Annotated in this window: 22 protein-coding genes and 1 tRNA gene; 13 read left to right on the top strand and 10 right to left on the bottom strand. The window is 59.9% G+C overall.

Annotation, left to right across the window (positions count from 1 at the left end):
- Positions 1-3 precede the first annotated feature (3 nt).
- Positions 4-77, bottom strand: a tRNA-Gly gene (locus ACWNC0_RS12390).
- A gap of 224 nt (positions 78-301) precedes the next feature.
- On the opposite strand from ACWNC0_RS12390, the gene ACWNC0_RS12385 reads away from it, so the two are divergent.
- Both ACWNC0_RS12385 and ACWNC0_RS12380 read left to right on the top strand, forming a co-directional pair.
- A complete protein-coding gene (locus tag ACWNC0_RS12385; protein ID WP_449471935.1) occupies positions 302-2,266 on the top strand; it encodes a PAS domain S-box protein in 1,965 nt (654 codons plus the stop codon).
- 149 nt (positions 2,267-2,415) lie between these two features.
- Complete coding sequence (locus tag ACWNC0_RS12380) at positions 2,416-3,336, top strand: alpha/beta fold hydrolase (protein WP_449471933.1); 921 nt, start codon at positions 2,416-2,418, stop codon at positions 3,334-3,336.
- Here ACWNC0_RS12380 and ACWNC0_RS12375 read toward each other — a convergent pair.
- The 3 genes from ACWNC0_RS12375 to epsC form a co-directional block, all read right to left on the bottom strand.
- On the bottom strand, positions 3,319-4,263 hold the full coding sequence (locus ACWNC0_RS12375; protein WP_449471932.1) for an NAD(P)H-dependent flavin oxidoreductase: 945 nt from the start codon (positions 4,261-4,263) through the stop codon (positions 3,319-3,321). The genes ACWNC0_RS12380 and ACWNC0_RS12375 overlap by 18 nt on opposite strands.
- Before the next feature lie 92 nt (positions 4,264-4,355).
- Entirely contained in the window at positions 4,356-4,700 is a 345-nt protein-coding gene (locus ACWNC0_RS12370; RefSeq protein ID WP_449471930.1) for a DUF2794 domain-containing protein, read from the bottom strand.
- Positions 4,700-5,422 carry a serine O-acetyltransferase EpsC gene (gene epsC, locus ACWNC0_RS12365; RefSeq protein WP_449471928.1) on the bottom strand — a complete coding sequence of 241 codons (723 nt, stop codon included), beginning with the start codon at positions 5,420-5,422 and terminating at the stop codon, positions 4,700-4,702. The genes ACWNC0_RS12370 and epsC overlap by 1 nt, the downstream gene beginning before the upstream one ends.
- 156 nt (positions 5,423-5,578) lie before the next feature.
- Between epsC and ACWNC0_RS12360 the strand changes: the two genes are divergently transcribed.
- Both ACWNC0_RS12360 and ACWNC0_RS12355 read left to right on the top strand, forming a co-directional pair.
- A complete protein-coding gene (locus ACWNC0_RS12360; protein WP_449471927.1) occupies positions 5,579-6,352 on the top strand; it encodes a sulfite exporter TauE/SafE family protein in 774 nt (257 codons plus the stop codon).
- 39 nt (positions 6,353-6,391) lie between these two features.
- Positions 6,392-7,318 (top strand): hydrogen peroxide-inducible genes activator, encoded by a 927-nt coding sequence (locus tag ACWNC0_RS12355; protein ID WP_449471925.1) that lies wholly within the window; start codon positions 6,392-6,394, stop codon positions 7,316-7,318.
- Between the two features lie 3 nt (positions 7,319-7,321).
- On the opposite strand, the gene ACWNC0_RS12350 is transcribed toward ACWNC0_RS12355, so the two are convergent.
- The 3 genes from ACWNC0_RS12350 to pgsA are packed head-to-tail and all read right to left on the bottom strand — an operon-like array spanning position 7,322 to position 8,589.
- Positions 7,322-7,765: a molybdenum cofactor biosynthesis protein MoaE gene (locus ACWNC0_RS12350; RefSeq protein WP_449471923.1), complete on the bottom strand. Its 444-nt coding sequence runs from the start codon at positions 7,763-7,765 to the stop codon at positions 7,322-7,324.
- Positions 7,762-8,022, bottom strand: coding sequence for a MoaD/ThiS family protein (locus tag ACWNC0_RS12345; RefSeq protein ID WP_449471921.1), 261 nt, complete (start codon positions 8,020-8,022; stop codon positions 7,762-7,764). Before ACWNC0_RS12345 ends, ACWNC0_RS12350 begins: the two co-directional genes overlap by 4 nt.
- Before the next feature lie 3 nt (positions 8,023-8,025).
- Positions 8,026-8,589 (bottom strand): CDP-diacylglycerol--glycerol-3-phosphate 3-phosphatidyltransferase, encoded by a 564-nt coding sequence (pgsA, locus tag ACWNC0_RS12340; protein ID WP_449471919.1) that lies wholly within the window; start codon positions 8,587-8,589, stop codon positions 8,026-8,028.
- A gap of 146 nt (positions 8,590-8,735) precedes the next feature.
- Between pgsA and ACWNC0_RS12335 the strand changes: the two genes are divergently transcribed.
- Positions 8,736-10,031, top strand: a complete 1,296-nt coding sequence (locus ACWNC0_RS12335; RefSeq protein WP_196226544.1) for an MFS transporter — start codon at positions 8,736-8,738, stop codon at positions 10,029-10,031.
- Positions 10,032-10,041: 10 nt separating this feature from the next.
- Here ACWNC0_RS12335 and ACWNC0_RS12330 read toward each other — a convergent pair whose 3' ends face one another.
- Entirely contained in the window at positions 10,042-10,224 is a 183-nt protein-coding gene (locus ACWNC0_RS12330) for a hypothetical protein (protein ID WP_449471917.1), read from the bottom strand.
- A gap of 108 nt (positions 10,225-10,332) precedes the next feature.
- Between ACWNC0_RS12330 and ACWNC0_RS12325 the strand changes: the two genes are divergently transcribed.
- The 8 genes from ACWNC0_RS12325 to ACWNC0_RS12290 all read left to right on the top strand — a co-directional run bounded on the left by ACWNC0_RS12325 (position 10,333) and on the right by ACWNC0_RS12290 (position 18,427).
- On the top strand, positions 10,333-12,393 hold the full coding sequence (locus tag ACWNC0_RS12325; RefSeq protein ID WP_449471915.1) for a transglycosylase domain-containing protein: 2,061 nt from the start codon (positions 10,333-10,335) through the stop codon (positions 12,391-12,393).
- Between the two features lie 138 nt (positions 12,394-12,531).
- Entirely contained in the window at positions 12,532-12,954 is a 423-nt protein-coding gene (locus ACWNC0_RS12320; RefSeq protein ID WP_449471913.1) for an iron-sulfur cluster assembly scaffold protein, read from the top strand.
- The gene (locus ACWNC0_RS12315) at positions 12,954-14,774 is read left to right on the top strand and encodes a cation:proton antiporter domain-containing protein (RefSeq protein ID WP_449471911.1); all 1,821 of its coding nucleotides are present in this window, start codon (positions 12,954-12,956) and stop codon (positions 14,772-14,774) included. The genes ACWNC0_RS12320 and ACWNC0_RS12315 overlap by 1 nt, the downstream gene beginning before the upstream one ends.
- Positions 14,771-15,097 carry a DUF423 domain-containing protein gene (locus ACWNC0_RS12310; protein ID WP_449471909.1) on the top strand — a complete coding sequence of 109 codons (327 nt, stop codon included), beginning with the start codon at positions 14,771-14,773 and terminating at the stop codon, positions 15,095-15,097. The genes ACWNC0_RS12315 and ACWNC0_RS12310 overlap by 4 nt, the downstream gene beginning before the upstream one ends.
- Before the next feature lie 46 nt (positions 15,098-15,143).
- Positions 15,144-15,608 carry a Fur family transcriptional regulator gene (locus tag ACWNC0_RS12305; protein ID WP_449471907.1) on the top strand — a complete coding sequence of 155 codons (465 nt, stop codon included), beginning with the start codon at positions 15,144-15,146 and terminating at the stop codon, positions 15,606-15,608.
- 49 nt (positions 15,609-15,657) lie between these two features.
- Complete coding sequence (gene dxs / locus ACWNC0_RS12300) at positions 15,658-17,592, top strand: 1-deoxy-D-xylulose-5-phosphate synthase (protein ID WP_449471905.1); 1,935 nt, start codon at positions 15,658-15,660, stop codon at positions 17,590-17,592.
- Between the two features lie 63 nt (positions 17,593-17,655).
- The gene (locus tag ACWNC0_RS12295) at positions 17,656-18,111 is read left to right on the top strand and encodes an SRPBCC family protein (protein WP_449471904.1); all 456 of its coding nucleotides are present in this window, start codon (positions 17,656-17,658) and stop codon (positions 18,109-18,111) included.
- The gene (locus ACWNC0_RS12290; protein WP_449471903.1) at positions 18,098-18,427 is read left to right on the top strand and encodes an ArsR/SmtB family transcription factor; all 330 of its coding nucleotides are present in this window, start codon (positions 18,098-18,100) and stop codon (positions 18,425-18,427) included. The genes ACWNC0_RS12295 and ACWNC0_RS12290 overlap by 14 nt, the downstream gene beginning before the upstream one ends.
- Positions 18,428-18,439: 12 nt before the next feature.
- Here ACWNC0_RS12290 and ACWNC0_RS12285 read toward each other — a convergent pair whose 3' ends face one another.
- Together ACWNC0_RS12285 and lspA are read right to left on the bottom strand one after the other, a co-directional pair.
- Complete coding sequence (locus ACWNC0_RS12285) at positions 18,440-18,853, bottom strand: DUF3035 domain-containing protein (protein ID WP_449471901.1); 414 nt, start codon at positions 18,851-18,853, stop codon at positions 18,440-18,442.
- Entirely contained in the window at positions 18,853-19,365 is a 513-nt protein-coding gene (gene lspA / locus ACWNC0_RS12280) for a signal peptidase II (protein WP_449471899.1), read from the bottom strand. The genes ACWNC0_RS12285 and lspA overlap by 1 nt, the downstream gene beginning before the upstream one ends.
- Positions 19,366-19,444: the final 79 nt, after the last annotated feature.

Raw genomic sequence — 19,444 nt, 5'->3', positions numbered from 1 at the left:
AAATGGAGCGGGTGAAGGGAATCGAACCCTCGTCACTTGCTTGGGAAGCAAAAGCTCTACCATTGAGCTACACCCGCGACGTCGCCGGGATTAGCGGCTGATCCGGCGAAGGTCAACGATCTCACTCAGCCCCGCTGAAAAGCTCCCCGCGTGGACTCTTTTCCTCAAACCCCTCAAAAATATGCTTTAGTTAATAGAGCGATATAGGCTGGGTGGTAGATTGACAGCTCACCAACGGAACGATGAACCATTCGGGGTGTTTGTCTGTTTTGATAAGATACAATAACTTAATGGGGAACTTATGAACACGGCGGCGCCGGAGGACTCTGGAAACCGCTTCGAATTGCTTGTCCAGAGCGTTACTGATTACGCGATCTACATGCTCTCAACCAATGGCACGATCGTTAGTTGGAACGCAGGAGCGCGCCGGTTCAAGGGATATGAGGCCGAAGAGATTGTCGGCCAACATTTCTCCCGCTTCTACACCCCGGAAGATCAGGCGGCGGGCATCCCTGCCCTTGCGCTCGAAACAGCGGAACACGAAGGGCGGTTCGAAGCCGAAGGATGGCGCGTGCGCAAGGATGGCGGGCGCTTCTGGGCAAGCGTCGTCATCGACCCCATCCGCGACCCCGCAGGCAAGTTGATTGGCTTTGCCAAGGTGACGCGCGACCTGACGGAACGGCGGGTGGCCGATGAAGCGCTACGGGCAAGCGAAGAGCGCTTCCGCCTGCTGGTGGAAAGCGTCACCGACTATGCGATTTATATGCTCGACCCCGTGGGCACCATCACAAGCTGGAACGCGGGCGCAGAGCGATTCAAGGGATACACCGCAGACGAGATACTGGGCCAGAATTTCTCCCGCTTCTATTCGGAAGAAGACCGCATGGCCGGGATACCATCCCGCGCTCTTGAAACAGCAACCCGAGAAGGGCGTTTTGAAGCGGAAGGATGGCGCATTCGCAAGGACGGGTCGCGCTTTTGGGCCAACGTCGTCATCGACGCCATTCGCAATCCCATGGGCCACCTCATAGGTTTTGCCAAGATCACGCGTGATCTAACCGAGCGACGGGAATCTCAACTGGCACTGGAAGAAGCGCGCGAAGCCATTTTTCAATCGCAGAAGATGGACGCCATCGGCAAGCTGACGGGCGGGGTCGCTCATGATTTCAACAATCTGCTCGCCGTCATCATGGGAAGCCTGGACCTTGCAAGGCAGCGGCTGCAAACCGGAGCCGACATTTCGCGCTATATCGACAATGCGATGACCGCGGCCGATCGCGGGGCCATCTTGACCCAGCGCATGCTAGCCTTTGCCCGGCGCCAGGAGTTGAAACTGGCCAGCATCGATTGCATCGCCCTGGTGCGAAACATGGCCGGGCTGCTGAAATCGACCTTGGGCTCCACTGTGACAATAGAGACTCGTTTTCCCTTGTCCCTCAGCGCCGCGCATGCGGACCCAGCGCAGCTGGAACTGGCGCTGCTCAACCTTGCCGTGAACGCTCGCGATGCGATGCCGGACGGAGGCCGGATCATTGTCGAAGGTGCCGAGGCTCATCTTACGGCCGAACAACGGCCTGATTTACCCTGTGGCCATTATGTCCGCCTTTCGGTCATCGACGAGGGGGAAGGCATGGATGAACATACCCTCGCTCGGGCTCGTGAGCCGTTCTTCACCACCAAAGGCGTAGGCAAGGGCACCGGCCTCGGCCTTTCCATGGTCCACGGCTTTGCCCAGCAGTGCGGCGGGTCGCTGATCATCTCAAGCGAGCCGGGACAGGGCTCGACTGTCTCGCTCTGGCTCCCAGTGGCTGCTGATGAGATCGACGCGGAGGAGGACGAGTGCCAAAGTCCGACCATCGTTGAGCCCACAGATCAGCCGCTCGTCATATTGGCAGTCGATGACGATGACTTGGTTCTCACAAACACGGCGGGCATGCTCGAGGAATTGGGACATACCGTATTTCAGGCAGGGTCAGCAGTTGATGCTCTACGAATGCTGACAGAGGGTGACGTGGATCTTGTCATCACCGACCACGCAATGCCCCATATGACGGGAGCGCAACTGGCAGACGCCCTGACTGAAAGCCATCCCGGCTTGCCCGTCATCATCATCACGGGATATGCTGAACTGCCCACCGGCGCCACAAAACGGCTGAGGCTCGACAAGCCATTCAAACAGGCCGATCTAGCGCGCATGGTGGCCTTGGCCCATCATGATCGGGCCGCTGACCGGGTGATTCCGTTTGGGCGATCAGAAGGCTTTTGATCGACCCAATCATTTCTTCAGCATCTCCCACTTTGGTACGCTAAGAGCGGGCACCCCGCTCACTATCACCATCAATTTTCTCAAAAATGCTGCTATAATGATTAAGTTATGATGCTGGCCGTCCAGAATCGCGGAGTGCTCCCGAGGACATGAATATCACCCCAAATTTTGCCAGCCCGCTTGGCGAATGTCCGGACAACGTCGCCACCCTAAGCCCGACATCACATTTCTTCACTTCGCTGCGCACTCGCCTGCATTATGTGGATTGGGGGAACCGCTCCGCTCCCACCTTGATCCTGTTGCATGGCGCCCTGGATCATGCGCGTAGTTGGGATTGGACGGCCCGGGCACTCGCGCGTGACTTCCATGTCGTGGTTCCTGATCTTCGGGGCCATGGCGACAGCGCATGGTCTACCGAAGGCACCTATCTGACGGCGGACTTCGTCTATGACCTCGCCCAGCTAGTGGAGCAGGTTGGGCGGGACAAGGTTGTTCTGGTGGGCCATTCGTTGGGAGGGTCTATCGCGTTGCGCTATGCGGGGCTCTTCCCGGAGCGCGTCGACCGCCTGGTCGCGATCGAGGGGCTGGGCCTTTCCCCCGACAGGCTTAAGGACAGGGCAGCCCATCCCGCACCCGATCGCTGGCGCGAATGGATCGAGCAGCGCCGCGCGAGCGCTCGCAGGCAGCCGCGTCACTATCCCACGCTCGAAGCGGCAGTCGCGCGCATGCGGGAACGGAACGATCACCTGTCAGGAGAACAAGCGCTGCACCTGACGGTTCATGGCGTAAACCGAAATGAAGATGGCAGCTATGATTGGAAGTTCGATCCATATCTTCGCCAAACGCCGCCGCAAGACATGGTCGGGGATGATCTACCGCAGTTCTGGTCGCGGGTTCACTGCCCCGTACTCCTTTGCTTGGGTCTGGACAGCTGGGCATCGAATCCGGTGAACGACGGCAGGGCAGCGCACTTCCGTGATGCGCGACTGGTGGAATTTGGTGAAGCCGGACACTGGTTGCACCACGACCGGTTTGACGCATTCCTTACTGAACTACGCGCCTTCCTGTGACTGAAAGGCTATAATGGCAGCACGGTACTGCGCCTTCAATTGCTCTATGAATGAAGCGGCGGGCTGAATTTTCTCGACCGCGCCAATGCCCTGGCCCGCCCCCCAAATGTCGCGCCAGGCCTTTTTCTCATCCTCCGCCATAGCGGCGATATCCATGCCGGCGGCATTCGCCAGCGTGTCGGGGTCAAGCCCGGCTGCCGTAATGCTCGGTCTCAGATAATTGCCATGAACGCCGGTGAAGTGATCCGAATAGACGATGTCCGCCGCGCTACTGTCTACGATCATTTGCTTATATTTGGGGTCGGCGTTCGCTTCTTCCGTCGCGATGAAAGCAGAACCCATATAGGCCAGATCGGCCCCCATCATGCGGGCAGCGGCAATCGCTCGGCCGGTTGAGATCGCACCTGACAGGATCAAAGGGCCGTCAAACCATGCGCGGATTTCTTCAACCAGCGCGAACGGCGACAATGTGCCAGCATGGCCTCCTGCCCCCGCGGCAACCGCAATCAGGCCGTCTGCCCCCTTTTCGATCGCCTTCCTCGCGAACATGTTGTTGATGACATCGTGAAACACAAGGCCACCGTAACTGTGGACCGCTTCGTTGACGTCGGCGCGAGCGCCCAGCGAGGTAATCACGATCGGGACGCGATATTGCACGCAGAGAGCCAGATCCTCCTCCAACCGGGCATTTGTCTTGTGAACGATAAGGTTGACCGCGAAAGGCGCGTCATCCTCAGTCAACTCCCGGCGGAGAAGTTGAAGCCACTCTTCGAACACGCCTGAAGGCCGTGCGTTGAGCGAAGGAAATGAGCCCACGATGCCAGCGCGACATTGCGCGATCACAAGCGCGGGCTGGGACACGATGAACATCGGAGACGCTATCAGCGGCAGGGATAAACGATCTTCAAGCAGCTTCGGCAAAGTCATCAATCGGCCTTATTCGTCATTGGCTCTGGCACCCCTTATCGGCGGCCACCTTTGGTCTTCGCGATATCGGACACTCGCAATCAGAAACAGCGCTAATCGCGCACAATCTTAAGCAATCTGCGTTCGACGGGCGCAAGAATGCCCTGAAGTTCAGCACCTCGTTTTAGGATGCTCCCGGCCTCCCCGATCAGCGCCCACATTCCTTGCCGGTGACGGAGCGAAGGCCGCTTCTCGATGCGATATTCCGGGCGTTCGGCGGCCCGCCGAAAGGCGGAAAAAACTGCTGCGTCATGGCCAAGATCAATCGCATAGTCACGCCAATGACCGGCGGACACCATCCGGCCATAAAGATCCATGATGCGTTGCAATTCCAGTCGGTCGAACCCCGTCTGCCCCATCGGATTGGCTTGAGATGGGAACGGGGTCACATTGCTCATCAGGCGCGCCCACGCTCCTGAAACAAGGGAATGTCGTCATCATGAGGCTCATGAGACCCTTCCTGTCGCTGCTCTAGCAGCTCTGCCAATCGCTTCTGCAATTGCTCGACTTCCTGCTGAAGCTGTTCCAGCTTATATTTTTCCGGATCATGGCAGTCGCTACAGGGCGTACCATAGGGCAGGAATTCGCGCTGATAAGCGGTGACATCGACAACCATTTGCCGAGCCGGAATACCGACCATGGTTGCGCCATCGGGCACATTTTTCGTGACCACCGCATTGGCACCCACGCGCGCCCGCGCGCCGACATATACAGGACCAAGCACCTGAGCGCCCGATCCGACGATGACCCCATCGGCCAGGGTCGGGTGCCGCTTGCCTGCAATGCCGTTCGCGGGATCGGTGCCGCCAAGTGTCACATTCTGATAAAGAGTGACATCGTCACCGATTTCAGCCGTTTCACCAATCACTGTGAAGCCATGGTCAATGAAGAACCGCTTGCCGATGCGCGCACCGGGATGGATGTCGTTGCCGGTGAGAAAGCGGGAAAAATGATTGACCGCGCGCGCCATGAAATAGAGCCGAAGGCCGTAGAGCCTGTGCGCAACGCGATGAAACCCAAGAGCCCAAACCCCCGGGTACAGGAGGATTTCAGCCCGCGAGCGCGGAGCCGGGTCACGCGATTTGACCGAGTCCAAATAACCAATAAGATTGCGCAGCATGCAGCGGCCCCTGAAAACCGAAGGCCATTACATAGGCCCGCGAGAATCCATTTTCCAGATGCGTGGCTATTTCGGCTTCTGACCATAAAACAGAATGTTTCTTGGAGAGCTATGATATACCAAGCAATGCGGTAGACAATCAACAGGGGCCTTTGAATGACCGATCCCGTCCTCGCTCATCTCAGCGAACTTCTACCCTTTATCCTGATCGGTTTCGGAGCCCAGATGATCGATGGGGCTTTGGGAATGGCGTACGGCGTGATTTCCAGCACCCTGCTTCTCGCATTGGGCGTGCCGCCAAGCAGAGCGTCCGCCAGCGTACACGCCGCCGAAACTTTCACGACCGCTGTCTCAGCCATAAGCCACATCGCCCACCGGAACGTGGATTGGCGGCTATTTTCACGCCTCATCATTCCCGGCGTCATTGGCGGCGTGACGGGAGCCTACATTCTTTCGAACATCGACGGATCAGTGATCAAACCTTTCGTTCAACTCTACCTGACCGCAATCGGCGTTTATCTGATCTGGCGCGGCTTTCATCTGCCACCTCATCCACGAGACCCGAAGTGGGTGGCGCCGCTTGGCCTCGTCGGCGGTTTCATGGACGCCTCGGGCGGCGGCGGCTGGGGGCCGATCGTTACTTCGAACCTCCTTATCCAAGGCTCCAGTCCTCGTCACACGATCGGCACGGTCAACACCGTCGAGTTCGTGCTGACGCTGGCGATCAGCCTCACCTTCATGCTCCATCTGGGCTGGGAGGCTTTCACGACCTACACCGTCGGTCTGTTGCTCGGAGGCATAATAGCGGCACCCTTTGGCGCAATGCTTGCCCGTCACGTCGCACCCCGGATGCTATTCACAGCGGTTGGTACAATCCTGACGCTTACATCCCTGTTCGGCGTAGCCAAATGGCTTGGATATATCGGGTGACGCTCTTATCTTCGGCTTTCTAATCGAGAAAGGCGATCGATGTCGAGTTACATGCCCACGCTGAAACAGCTGCAATATCTTGTTGCGCTGAAGCAGCATGGGCATTTCGGCAAGGCAGCCGACAGCTGCTATGTCACGCAATCCACGCTTTCGGCGGGTATCCGCGAACTGGAATCGCTGATCGGCGTGACGCTGGTTGAACGGACGCGAAGGGTGGTGCGCTTCACGGCTCTCGGCGACCGTATCGTGGAGAAAGCGCATCGCGTTCTGCGCGAAGCGGAGGAACTTGCGGCCATCGCCGAAGCCTCGGGCAAGCCGCTCACCGGCGAGTTGCGCATGAGCGTCATCCCGACGATCGCGCCCTTCCTGTTGCCCCGCCTGCTCCCCCGCCTGAGAGCGGACAGGCCCGAACTCAAGCTTTACCTGCGGGAGGAGACGACGCAGACGGCGATCGAGTCACTTCGTCACGGCCACGTGGACTGTGTCCTCCTTGCCCTACCCTTTCCCACCGGGGAGCTGGACAGCGAACTGCTGTTCCAGGACCGGCTATATGTCGCATTTCCTCAAGATGATCCACGCGACCCGCCCGAGTGGGTGGCGCCTGACATGATCGATGAAACAAAGCTGCTATTACTGGAAGATGGTCATTGTCTGAAGGACCATGCTCTTGCCGCGTGCAACCGCCCCGAAATCCGTTCGAGCGCGATGATGATGGGCACCTCCCTCCATACGCTGGTTCAGATGGTCGATAATGGCCTTGGTATGACGATCATGCCGGAAATGGCCATTACGGGCGGTATATTGGATCATACGCAGATCGCCGTACGACCTCTGCGATCCGACCGGTCGCACCGTGACATTGCTTTGGTCTGGCGCAAGAATAGTCCGAGGGAAAAGGAATTTCGCCTGCTCGCCGAACTTCTGCGCGATGCCGCCGATTTGCCGCAATCCAGCGTAGCCGCCTGATTTTCAGCGGGTCCAATCGCGCGCCTTCGCCTCATCCTCAACGCGCGCCTCCACCCAGGCGGCCGCCCCATCGGCAAAATGCTCCTTCTTCCAAAAGGGCGCGTCAGACTTCAGCCAATCGATCAGAAAGGCGCAACTTTCCAGCGCGGCCGCCCTATGACGCGAGGCCGTGCCGACAAAAACGATGTGTTCGCCTGGCTTGAGCTTTCCAAAGCGATGGATCACGCGCACGGCCAAAAGTGGCCAACGCGCGGTCGCTTCGTCGACTATTCGCCCGACCTGAGCTGCCGTCATCGCCGGATAATGCTGAAGCTCGAGTGAAACTAGCGCGTTGTCGCCGCGCACGACCCCTGTGAAACTGGCAACGCCCCCACCTCCGGCGGCTTCCAGCATGGCCAGCTCGGCGCCCACGTCGAAATCCTCCGTCTGGATGGCAACGCGGTTCATCCGCCAGTGACCGGGGGAAAGATCGCCAGTTCCTTCGCTTGCCCGATCAACGTTTCGAGTGGCACAAAACGCTGATCCAACGCTGCGCGCAGCCGCCCAGTATCACCGAACGCCTCAGCATAGCGGCCTCCACGTTCCGCAAGCTGCGCAATCAAATTTGCGACACTCATATCGGCGTCAGGCCGATCGACCTGTTCACCATCGCAGCCGATGATTTCTCGCACCCAAGCGAAATAGAGGATTTCGAGTTTATCCACGCATCAGTCCATATGCTTGATACCGACCCGCAGATAGTCCCAACCGGTGATCAAAGTCAGTATTGCTGCGGCCCACAGGGTCACGATACCCAGCAACTGAACCAAGGGAAATTCGGGCACCGCGCCCGCCAGGATCAGTGCGCCCAAGGCTATCAGTTGAAAGGTGGTTTTCCATTTGGCCAAGCGGGACACCGGCACGGAAACCTGAAGTCCTGCCAAAAACTCCCGCAGCCCTGACACGGCGATTTCACGCAGTAGAATGATCATGGCGGCAGCAATGTGAATACCCGCGATGTCCCGAGTGGCGGCCAACATCAAGATGACTGCGCCAACCATGATCTTGTCGGCGATGGGATCCAGAAAGACGCCCAGCTTCGAAACGGTTCCTTGGGCTCGCGCCAGATAGCCATCGAAATAGTCCGTGATGCCCATCAAACAATAAAGCCCAAAGGCAAAGGCATAGCCGGTCGTCCAGCGAGCACCGACCTCTGCGGGCCAGAGCAACGCGACAAGCAACGGGACGGTCAGTATCCGCGAAAGCGTCAGCAGATTGGGCAGCGTCAGCATGGCGGCGGACTGCCACAGTCCGCCGCATAGCACAAGCAGCCGTGATGAGGGGCTCGACCGCTTCTCATCCGGATGCGTTGGACAGCCGACGCGGCAGCCGCTAGACCGCGCTCCGCTCGTCCACAGCGAAGAAGACCTTCTTGCCTATGCAAGCCTCACTCAGGCTCCTTAACAAGCGACGTTTCCTGCCGCTTTTCATCACTCAATTGCTCGGGGCCTTTAACGACAACCTGTTCAAAAATGCGATGGTGCTGTTCGTCGTGTACAGCGTCTATAATGACGAACGGTCGGAAACCTGGTTCAGCGCATTGGCGACGGGCATATTCATCCTGCCATTTTTCCTTCTGTCCGCGCTGTCCGGCCAACTCGCCGATCAGCGGGACAAGGCCGTCATCATACGATATGTAAAAGCAGCCGAGATCGCCATAATGCTGGTGGGCGCCATTGGCCTGGGGCTAATCTGGAGCGGCATAGCGATCCATGGCGTGGCCATTCCGCTGTTGCTTTGCGCACTCTTTGCGATGGGCGTCCATTCCACTTTCTTCGGCCCGATCAAATACGCCATCCTGCCTCAGCACCTGCATGATGACGAAGTGCTTGGCGGCACAGGCCTGGTAGAGGCTGGAACTTATATCGCCATACTTGCCGGAACGATCCTCGCGGGCCTGATTCCCGTGGAAGTCGCAGCCATCGGCATCGTCGTGACCGCTGCGATCGGTTATGTGGCAGGCCGGGAAGTTCCGCCCGCGCCTTCGTTGCTAGAAAGGCAGCCGATCGACTTCCACATCATCCGGTCATCGATCGCGCTGGTGCGGGGTACAATGCATATCCGGCGCCTCTATCTGGCCATCATGGCAATCAGCGTCTTCTGGGCCGTCGGCTCAATCCTGTTCATCCAGTTCCCGCCGCTCGTCAAAAATGTGCTGGCGGCGGACAAGTCAGTGGCCAGCTTGTTCCTAGCGATCTTTTCCGTGGGCATCGCAATTGGATCGATTGCGATCAACCGGCTGCTACAGGGGCATGTATCAGCGCGTTACGCACCCGCGTCCGTTATTGGCATGGGCCTGTGCATCGTCGCGTTTCACATTGTGTGTGATCTATGGACGCCTGACGGAAGCGGCGCGATGCTTTCGCTCAAGGGCTTCCTGGCCCATCCCCTGGCGCTAGCATTATCGGCCTGCCTGCTTGGTGTTGCGACATTCGGCGGCATGTTCGTGGTGCCGCTTTACGCGTTCCTCACGACGACGGTCGAAAAGTGCGAGGCTGCCCGCACCGTAGCCGCTAACAACATCGTCAATTCAGGGGCCATGGTTCTGGGATCATTTTTTGCCATTGGCCTCAGCATCGCAGGCATGTCTGTCATCGACCAGCTTTTGCTGGTGGCGGCGCTATGCCTCCCCTGCGCATGGATCGCATGGACGCTTCACAAAGCCTGCGACTGAGGACTCCAGATCAGAAGATGAAGCTGTAGAAGGCCGTAAAAAATGCGCAGAAGCTCAGGACAAACAGCTTCCAGTCACTCTCGTCTGAGTTAAAGGCCGAAGCGTCCTCCACCTTCAGGACGTGACGAGGCAGCCGCTGACGAAAGGGATGATGGGCAGCTTCGTTCGTAAGGATAAGCGGACGCGTTCGCATGACATCGAGTTAACGCCTGATTCACCATTTCGGCCACCCATTATCGTGGTTAACCCGAGAGTGTCCCGAGACAGGACGCTATTGACTGTATCAATCTGATAATACAGCATGCTGGAGCCAATGAAAGATCCCCTGCCCGCGCCTCAGCCCGATCAGCCACCCCGCGAGTTCGGAGCAGGGCCGCCCAGCGCCTTCGCTCCATCCACGCCATGGCGAAGGCGGTTGCATGTCACAGGATGGATCATCGCTGGACTGCTCGCACTGCTGATGCTCGTGATAGCCTGGCTGGCAGTCACCGCGCCGCTTTCTCGATCGTTGAAGCCGATCGCGCCACCAAGCGTCAGCCTCATGTCGGCCGACGGCCATCTCATCGCCCGGCGCGGCGCGATAATCGATCGCCCCGTTTCGATGGCGGATCTGCCCAAACATGTGCCTCAAGCTTTCATGGCGATCGAAGACAGGCGCTTTTACAGCCATTGGGGCGTCGATCCGCGAGGTATAGTACGAGCCGCCTGGCACAACCTATGGTCGGACGGTTCGTCGCAGGGAGGGAGCACCATCACCCAGCAGCTTGCCAAGGGTGTGTTCCTTTCCAGCGACAGAACGTTCGGGCGAAAAGCGCGGGAGGCGCTTATTGCCTTCTGGCTGGAAGCATGGCTGACCAAGGATCAGATTTTCGAACGCTATCTGTCGAACGTCTATTTCGGTGACAATGTCTATGGATTGCGCGCGGCTTCGCTGCATTATTTCAGCCGCCAGCCCGAACGGCTCACTATTCCGCAGGCCGCGATGCTTGCGGGATTGCTGAAGGCGCCCTCTCGCCTCGCGCCGACTACAAATCTGAAAGGAGCACGGGAGCGCGCCGCCCTGGTGACGCAGGCGATGGTGGACGCTGGCTATATCAGCAAGGCCGAACGCAATGGGCTGCGCCCAGCGCGGCTGGACGTGCGCGAAACACCCGATCCGACCACCGGCACCTATTTCGCCGACTGGGTGCTGCCCGAGGCGCGGGACCGTGCGGGCGCCGTTTATGGAGCGCAGACTGTTCCAACGACGCTCGACTGGCGGATCCAGCGCCTTGCCGAAGCCGCCATCCGCCGAGCGCCTCTAGGCCAAGCCGAAGCAGCTCTGGTGGCGATGAAGCCCGACGGCAGTGTGGTGGCCATGGTCGGCGGCAAAAATTATCGCGCGAGCAGCTTCAACCGGGCCGTGCAGGCAAAGCGGCAGCCCGGATCGACCTTCAAGCTCTTCGTATATCTGGCCGCATTCCGATCCGGAATGACGCCGGAGGATTTTATCGAGGACACGCCGATCACCAGCGGGACCTATCGGCCCGCCAACCACGGCGGCAAATATCGCGGCCGCATCACATTGCGTCAGGCATTCGCGGCGTCGAGCAATGTGGCGGCAGTCAGATTGACACAAAAGGTGGGCGTCGACACTGTCATAAAGGTCGCGCGCGACCTGGGCATCACGGCACCGCTGACAGAAGATCTCAGCCTTGCGCTGGGCACGTCCGAAATTCCGCTCATCCAGCTGGCGCAGGCTTATGCCACCGTGGCTGCGGGTGCCTATCCCGTCATCGCCCACGGCCTGCCTCCGGAAGAACAGGGGTGGTTCGGCCGACTGATGAGCCGTCAGCGTCACTTCAGCCAGGATCAGCTTGAAATGATCCGCGATCTGTTGTCGTCAGCCGCAAACCGGGGAACGGGCAGCGCAGCGGCACTTCGCACCAGCACATTCGGCAAGACGGGAACCACTCAGGATAGCCGTGACGCGATCTTCGTCGGTTATGCCGGTGGGCTGGTGACGGCCGTCTGGATCGGCAATGATGATAATGCCCCACTCCCCGGCGGCGCGGCAGGCGGCGGCGTTCCTGCGCGCATCTGGCGAAACTTCATGGCCGGAGCAATCAACGAACCTGTCGAAACACCGCCCGAACAACAGGATAGCGACCTCGTCAACGCAATCGCCAATGTGACGGTGGAAGGGGGCCTGGGCAATATGAGCCTGGGTGTCGATGAGGACGGGGTGTCGGTCAACATAGGCCCCAATCAGCTGCGCCTGCCCATCGGCCAGCCTGAAGCGCCACCCTCCCCCGCCGTCCCGGCTACGCCGCCGCCGCGGATCGTGCCGACACAGCCGACCGATGGAGACCAGGAACCTTGACGTGATTGACGGGTGAGCTGGGCTGGCGGCATGCCACGGCGCGACGACATGCCGCCAATGCCGCAGCCAAACTGCGAATAATCTACCGATGATATCTGCGGCCTTTCTCAGGCGGCCTAGCTGTCCTACAGGGGAAGTATGAGCGCCCCCCTCTACAACAAGGACATATTGCGCCTAGCCGCCAGCATCCCGCATCACCGGCGACTGGCACAGCCGCAGGCAACCGTAGAAAAACGATCGCCCACTTGCGGATCGCGAGTGACAGCAGACGTAAGAATGGAAGGCGGGAAGCTGGTCGAGCTAGGTCTGGACGTTAAAGCCTGCGCACTCGGCCAGGCTTCGGCTGCGCTTATGTCGGCTCAGGCAATTGGCCTGACAGCAGCCGAACTCGAGACCGCGCGAGACAAGTTGACTGCGTATCTCGCTGGCGAAGGCGATGATCTGAATTTCTGGCCGGGGTTGACCGTCCTCGCTCCAGCCCGTGGATATCCGGCGCGTCACGCCTCCATCCGGCTTAGTTTCGAGGCGGTGGCAGAAGCCGCACGCGCGGCGGAGGCCTGATGCCTACTCCCCCTGCGGCGGCGGCGCACGCGCCCCTCAACGCAACCGACCTCCTGCTGTCTGAAGGCGTAATCCTGCTGGGGGCGGCGGTGCTGTTCGTCATGCTGTTTCGCCGTTTCGGCCTTGGCGCAGTGCTGGGCTATCTGGTTGCCGGGGCGTTGGTCGGCCCACAAGGTCTTGGCCTTGTAGGCGGGGCGGAATCGAAGCTGGCGATCGCGGAAATCGGCATCGTCCTGCTGCTTTTCCTCGTCGGCCTTGAACTTCATCCGGCACGGCTCTGGCGCCTGAAGCGAGACATCTTCGCCCTCGGCCTTGCCCAAGTGGTGATGTGCGGTTTGGCTTTGACCGCGATCATCTATTTTTCGACCGGCTTCACCTGGGGCGCAGCTATCGCGCTCGGCCTCCCCCTGGCGCTGTCTTCCACGGCACAGGTTCTGCCCAGCCTTAAAAGCAGTGGACGCATCAACTCTCCTTTTGGGGAGAAAGTCTTTTCGATCCTGCTTTTTCAGGATCTGTCGATCGTCCCGCTAATCACCATTGTGGCGGCATTGTCACGCAACCCCGCGGATGTTGGAGGCCCTCCAGGCATCCAGCTTGCGGGCTACACGGTTGCTGCCATCGCAGGACTGGTACTGGCTGGTCGTTTCATCCTGCGCCCTCTGCTTCAGCTAGTGGGGCGGTTGGGCGAGCGTGAATTGTTCGTGGCAGTCGGATTGTTCACGGTTCTTGCCGCCGCTGCCCTCATGCATGCACTTCACCTGTCCACGGCGCTGGGCGCGTTCGTCGCAGGCGTGATGTTGGCCGACTCCCCCTATCGGCATGAAATCGAAGCGGATGTAGAACCATTCCGATCGATCCTGCTGGGTCTGTTCTTCCTCGCGGTCGGGATGGTGCTGGATTTGCATGCCGTCGCGGCGAACCCCTTGTTCGTCATCGGGATGGCGGCGATGCTCGTCATGACCAAGGCATTGCTGATCACCGGCCTTGCCCGACTGTTCGGCATGGAATGGACGCAGGCGATCGGCGCGGGCCTGTTACTCAGCCAGGGCGGCGAATTCGGCTTTGTTCTTTTCGCTCAGGCGCAAAACGCCCTTTTGATAGCCCCTCAGGGCGCCAGCCTGTTCAGCGCGATTGTGACCTTTTCCATGGCCACGACCCCATTTCTCATGCTCTTTGCCCGAAGGCTGGAGTTCGCGCAGCCGAAAGGTCAGCAGAACCCCGTCGGCCCGGACGAGGCAACGCGCGGAACCGCGATCATCGTGGGCTATGGGCGTTTCGGACAAACTGTCGCCCAGATGCTGATGGGGCACGGGTTCGAGGTCGTACTGATCGACAAGAAGCCCGCCCAGATCGAGGTGTCGAGCCGGTTCGACATGAAAGTCTATTATGGCGATGGCACGCGAATCGATTTGCTCCGCCGTTCCGGAGCCGAGGAAGCCCGCTTGATCGCTTTCTGCCATGATGATCCGTCGCTGGACAGCCGGATACTGGAACCTATCGCCGAGGCATTCCCTCAGGCCGCACTGCTCGTTCGCGCCTTCGATCGGCGGCAGTTGCTCGCATTGAAAGACATGGATCTTGCGGGAGTGGTTCGTGAGGTTTTCGAATCCGCCATTTGCATGGGGATCCAGGCGATGGACACGCTGGGCGTGCCACAGGCGGAAATAGAAGAGGTTGAACGCAAATATCGTGAAAATGACGATCAGCGGCTGACGGTCCAGGGCGAGCAAGGAACGTTGCTGGCCGCCAAGGAACTGATGTTCAGGCCCGGCAGGCGGATGCGCCTGATGGCTCGGGGAGAAGAAGAGGAAAACGCATGATCCCGGTCCTGGCCTCGCTTTCAGCAGCACTCGCCATCGCTGCTGGCGCTTTCGGTGCCCATGGCGCATCCAGCCACGAAGCGGCTGAATGGTTGCGGACTGGCGGCTTATATCAGTTGATCCACGCGGTTGCCGCGCTGACGCTGGCCAATGGCGCGCGCGGCCCGGCGTTGCTGCTTCTGGCGGGTGCCGCGATCTTCGCGTTCACCCTCTATGCCATGGCCATGGGAGGTCCGCGTTGGCTGGGCGCCGTGACGCCTATTGGTGGCACGTTGATGATTGCGGGTTGGTTGTGGGCGGCTTGGGCCTATTGGCGCGGCTGACAGGCCGCCCTTGCCCCCAAACCCGCCCACGCATAGATTGACCCATATGGCCGAACACCATCATCATCACGAACCCACTGGCGCAAGCCTGGCCGACGCAGCCCGCAACGCGCTGGAAGCGCAGAACGAGCAGTGGACGCCCATGCGCGCTGCGATATTCGATGCGCTCGCCGCCGAAGAAAAGCCGACGTCGGCCTATGACATTGCCGACAGCGTCTCCAAGGTTCGCGGAAAGCGAGTGGCGCCGAACAGCGTCTATCGTATCCTCGACCTGTTCGTGGCGAACAACATTGCCATGCGCGTGGAAAGCGCGAACGCCTATATCGCCAACGCACATCCGGGCTGCCATCATGATTGCATCTTCCTCGTCTGCCGCAACTGCAAGGAAGCGACCCATGTCGATAACGATGTGGTGACGAACAACGTTCGCGCCGTGGCGGAACATCAAGGATTCCGGGCAGAACGGCCCGTGATCGAGATACTCGGAACCTGCGCCAAGTGCGTGGCATGAAGCAGGCGTTGCGCTTTGGTCAGGAACGGCTTAGCGCGCTTGGGAGTCTATGCCTTTAATGAATGACAGTCCCACAACGCCGCTGCTCGACCAGGTCACCTGGCCCGCGGATCTGCGCACGCTCAAGCCCGAGCAGCTTCCTCAGCTTGCCGACGAACTCCGGCAGGAGGTGATTTCTGCCGTCGGGGTGACTGGCGGCCACCTGGGGTCAGGGCTGGGAGTGGTCGAACTCACCACCGCCATCCATTATGTTTTCGACACGCCCAATGACAAGCTGGTCTGGGATGTGGGCCACCAATGCTATCCGCATAAGGTCCTGACCGGTCGGCGCGACCGCATCCGTACCCTTCGCCAGGGCGGCGGCCTTTCGGGCTTCACCAAGCGGGCCGAAAGTGAATACGACCCCTTCGGCGCGGCCCATAGTTCGACATCCATCAGCGCGGCACTGGGTTTTGCCGTGGCCAGCAAGCTCGCAGGCAAGCCGGGCAAGGGCATAGCAGTGATCGGCGACGGCGCCATGTCCGCGGGCATGGCGTATGAAGCCATGAACAACGCGCGCGAGGCCGGAAACAGGCTGATCGTGATCCTGAACGACAATGACATGTCGATCGCCCCCCCGGTTGGCGGCCTTTCCGCCTACCTCGCGCGCCTGGTATCGAGCCGCGAATTTCTGGGCCTGCGCGACCTAGCCAAGCGGCTCGCGCGCAAATTGCCCCGCCCTCTCCACAATGCCGCCCGCAAAACCGATGAGTTTGCCCGCGGCATGGCGATGGGTGGGACCTTGTTCGAGGAACTGGGCTTCTACTATGTTGGCCCTGTCGACGGCCATAATCTCGATCAGCTGATACCCGTTCTGGAAAATGTTCGCGATGCCGCCGAAGGGCCGTGCCTCGTTCATGTCGTGACCCAGAAAGGCAAAGGCTACGCTCCAGCGGAAGCGGCAGCAGACAAATATCATGGCGTCCAAAAGTTCGACGTCATCACCGGGGCGCAAGCAAAGGCACCTCCGGGGCCGCCCAGCTATACTGCGGTGTTTGCCAACGCCCTGGTCGCCGAGGCCCGGCGCGATAGCACTATCTGCGCGATTACCGCTGCCATGCCGTCGGGCACGGGTCTCGACAAGTTCGCGGAGGCTTTCCCTGAACGTTCCTTCGACGTGGGGATTGCCGAACAGCATGCGGTGACCTTCGCTGCTGGGCTTGCGGCACAGGGCATGCGGCCTTTCTGCGCGATCTATTCGACCTTTCTCCAGCGCGCCTATGACCAGGTCGTGCATGATGTCGCGATCCAGAATCTCCCGGTGCGCTTTGCTATCGATCGGGCCGGGCTGGTGGGTGCAGACGGTTCGACCCATGCGGGCAGCTTCGACATCACCTACCTCGCCACGCTTCCAAATATGGTCGTTATGGCCGCTTCCGACGAAGCAGAGCTGGTCCACATGGTCCACACTTGCGCCACTCATGACAGCGGGCCGATCGCCGTCCGTTATCCACGTGGCAATGGCGTGGGCGTGCCGTTACCGGCGACGCCCGAGAAGCTGGAGATCGGCAAGGGACGAATCGTCCGGGACGGCCGACAGGTCGCCATATTGTCACTTGGCACCCGTCTGGAGGAAGCGCTGCGCGCCGCTGAAGCTCTGGAAGCGAAGGGCCTGTCCACCACGGTAGCGGATTTGCGGTTCGCCAAGCCATTGGACGAAACGATGATCCGTCGCCTGCTCACCACGCACGAAGTTGCCGTGACGGTAGAGGAAGGCGCCATCGGGGGCTTGGGCGCCCATGTGTTGACGCTGGCGAGTGATCTGGGGCTGATCGACAATGGCCTGAAGCTGCGTACGCTGCGCCTGCCGGATGTTTTCCAGGATCAGGACAAGCCGGAACTGCAATATGCAGACGCGCGGCTGGATGCGGCGGCGATCATCGACACCGTACTGACGGCGTTACGGCATAACAGCGCCGGGATAGCGACAGAAGCCCGGGCCTAGAAGCAACCAAATGGTTGCATATCATGAAGCAAAACGCATATAAGCAACCTGGAGGTTGCTTATATGGTGGATTCTATCAGTAAAAGCATAGAAATCGCCGCGTCGGTCGAACGAGTTTGGGACGCGCTGATTAATCATGAAAAGTTCGGAGCCTGGTTCCAGGTAGCCCTGGATCAGCCTTTTGTCGCGGGTCAGGCATCGACAGGGCATATGACCTATCCCGGTTTTGAAGAATATCGCTGGGAAGCACGGGTCGTTGCAATCGAGCCCATGAGACGCTTCGCTTTTGAATGGCCTGCGACTGGCGGTGACAAGCAGTTGATGGACAGTGGCGTACCGGTGCCGGAATGGACATTGGTCGAGTTTCTGCTTGAACCCGCTGGCAGCGGCACATTGCTGACGGTCACGGAAAGCGGGTTCGACAAGGTGCCTGAGCCGCGCAGGAGTAATGTCATGCGCTCCAACGACGGCGGTTGGGCAGAGCAGGTGAAGAATATCCAAAAATATGTTGAAGGTTGAGGAAGCACCGGCGCGGCTGTTTGCCGCATTGGGTGACGTCACACGCTTAGGGCTGATTGGGCGACTTTCCGAGGGGACGGGACGATCGATCGCGCAATTAGGCGATGGCCTGCCGATCAGCCGCCAAGCGGTCGCGAAGCATCTCGACGTCCTGCTGGGCGCGGGACTGGTGCGCCGCACACGATCCGGGCGTGAGGTGCTTTTCACCCTCGAGCCTGAAGCGATCACGGACGCGCGGGATTGGCTTGCTCAGGTCTCAAGCCAGTGGGACGAGACTTTGGGCAGGCTCAAGAACTTCGTCGAGAGCCAGCCCTAGCTTCTTACTGCCTTACTGCTGCGGGATCGCAGCGCGGGCGTCCTGCCCGTCACCTTCCGGCGCGGCGATGATTTCGCGGGTCGCGCCGCCCTTGTCGACGACTTCCGTGCCCGGATCGCCAACGGAGGAGCGGATGCCTGCCGCCGCATTGGCGCGGCCTGCCTCGCTCAACGCCGCGCTTTCAGCGGCGCTGCGCTGGGCAGGACCGCCGAACATCGTTTCCATGGCAGCACGGCTCGAATCGACCGACGCAGCAGCGGGCGTACCCGGAGCAGGCGGGACCAGCGCATAGTCGGGCGGGATCACCAGCGGCGCCTGACGCGAAACGGCGAACTCATCGGGGCGAGCCCGGTTAAACAGGCCGCCGCCGCCACCGCAGGCGGACAGCATGGAAATCAGGCCAGCGGCGAGGATCAGTTTACGCATCAGTTCAGTGACTCCGTCTTTGCGCTCTTCTCGCGCAGCAGCAACGCCCGTGCAAGCAGGATCAGCACGCCGATCGTGATCGCGGCGTCGGCCAGGTTGAATATGAGAAATGGCCGCCATTCGCCAAAGTGCAGATCGGCATAATCGACAACATAGCCCAAGCGAACACGATCAACGATATTTCCAATGGCACCCCCGAGGACCAACCCAAGGGCCGCGACATCCTGCCGCGCCTTTTCCCGCCACATCCACACGCCGACAAAGCCAGCGATCAGCATCGTCATGCCCACGAGAAGCCAGCGCATCATGTTCGTGTCGGCATGGAAGAAGCCCATCGAAACCCCACGATTTTCCAGCCAGCGCAGGCGGAAGATCGGCAAGATCTCGATTCCTTCGTCCATCCGGCTCTTAAGCGCGAGCGGATAGGTGACGGTATATTTGATGAGCTGGTCCAGCGCGAGCGTGACGATCGCGACGATCAGGCCGAGCGGGCGGTGATTGACAGTTGCCATCAGTGGCGCACCACATGCTTTTTTGGTGATGAAGGTGACACGAACATATCCCTGAAAAGCGCCATCATAATATTGTTCA

The organism is Sphingobium chungangianum, from assembly GCF_977014255.1.
This window is presented reverse-complemented; position numbering and strand designations above follow the sequence as displayed.

Coding starts and splice junctions, on each gene's coding strand:
- ACWNC0_RS12375 (WP_449471932.1), bottom strand. CDS start 4,263: ATGACTTTGCCGAAGCTGCTTGAAGATCGTTTATCCCTGCCGCTGATA.
- ACWNC0_RS12350 (WP_449471923.1), bottom strand. CDS start 7,765: ATGAACCGCGTTGCCATCCAGACGGAGGATTTCGACGTGGGCGCCGAG.
- ACWNC0_RS12285 (WP_449471901.1), bottom strand. CDS start 18,853: ATGCGTAAACTGATCCTCGCCGCTGGCCTGATTTCCATGCTGTCCGCC.
- ACWNC0_RS12380 (WP_449471933.1), top strand. CDS start 2,416: ATGAATATCACCCCAAATTTTGCCAGCCCGCTTGGCGAATGTCCGGAC.
- ACWNC0_RS12385 (WP_449471935.1), top strand. CDS start 302: ATGAACACGGCGGCGCCGGAGGACTCTGGAAACCGCTTCGAATTGCTT.
- ACWNC0_RS12325 (WP_449471915.1), top strand. CDS start 10,333: ATGCTGGAGCCAATGAAAGATCCCCTGCCCGCGCCTCAGCCCGATCAG.
- pgsA (WP_449471919.1), bottom strand. CDS start 8,589: ATGCTGACGCTGCCCAATCTGCTGACGCTTTCGCGGATACTGACCGTC.
- ACWNC0_RS12330 (WP_449471917.1), bottom strand. CDS start 10,224: ATGCGAACGCGTCCGCTTATCCTTACGAACGAAGCTGCCCATCATCCC.
- ACWNC0_RS12305 (WP_449471907.1), top strand. CDS start 15,144: ATGGCCGAACACCATCATCATCACGAACCCACTGGCGCAAGCCTGGCC.
- ACWNC0_RS12310 (WP_449471909.1), top strand. CDS start 14,771: ATGATCCCGGTCCTGGCCTCGCTTTCAGCAGCACTCGCCATCGCTGCT.
- ACWNC0_RS12355 (WP_449471925.1), top strand. CDS start 6,392: ATGTCGAGTTACATGCCCACGCTGAAACAGCTGCAATATCTTGTTGCG.
- ACWNC0_RS12370 (WP_449471930.1), bottom strand. CDS start 4,700: ATGAGCAATGTGACCCCGTTCCCATCTCAAGCCAATCCGATGGGGCAG.
- ACWNC0_RS12290 (WP_449471903.1), top strand. CDS start 18,098: ATGTTGAAGGTTGAGGAAGCACCGGCGCGGCTGTTTGCCGCATTGGGT.
- ACWNC0_RS12295 (WP_449471904.1), top strand. CDS start 17,656: ATGGTGGATTCTATCAGTAAAAGCATAGAAATCGCCGCGTCGGTCGAA.
- ACWNC0_RS12360 (WP_449471927.1), top strand. CDS start 5,579: ATGACCGATCCCGTCCTCGCTCATCTCAGCGAACTTCTACCCTTTATC.
- ACWNC0_RS12315 (WP_449471911.1), top strand. CDS start 12,954: ATGCCTACTCCCCCTGCGGCGGCGGCGCACGCGCCCCTCAACGCAACC.
- ACWNC0_RS12335 (WP_196226544.1), top strand. CDS start 8,736: ATGCAAGCCTCACTCAGGCTCCTTAACAAGCGACGTTTCCTGCCGCTT.
- dxs (WP_449471905.1), top strand. CDS start 15,658: ATGCCTTTAATGAATGACAGTCCCACAACGCCGCTGCTCGACCAGGTC.
- ACWNC0_RS12320 (WP_449471913.1), top strand. CDS start 12,532: ATGAGCGCCCCCCTCTACAACAAGGACATATTGCGCCTAGCCGCCAGC.
- epsC (WP_449471928.1), bottom strand. CDS start 5,422: ATGCTGCGCAATCTTATTGGTTATTTGGACTCGGTCAAATCGCGTGAC.
- lspA (WP_449471899.1), bottom strand. CDS start 19,365: ATGGCAACTGTCAATCACCGCCCGCTCGGCCTGATCGTCGCGATCGTC.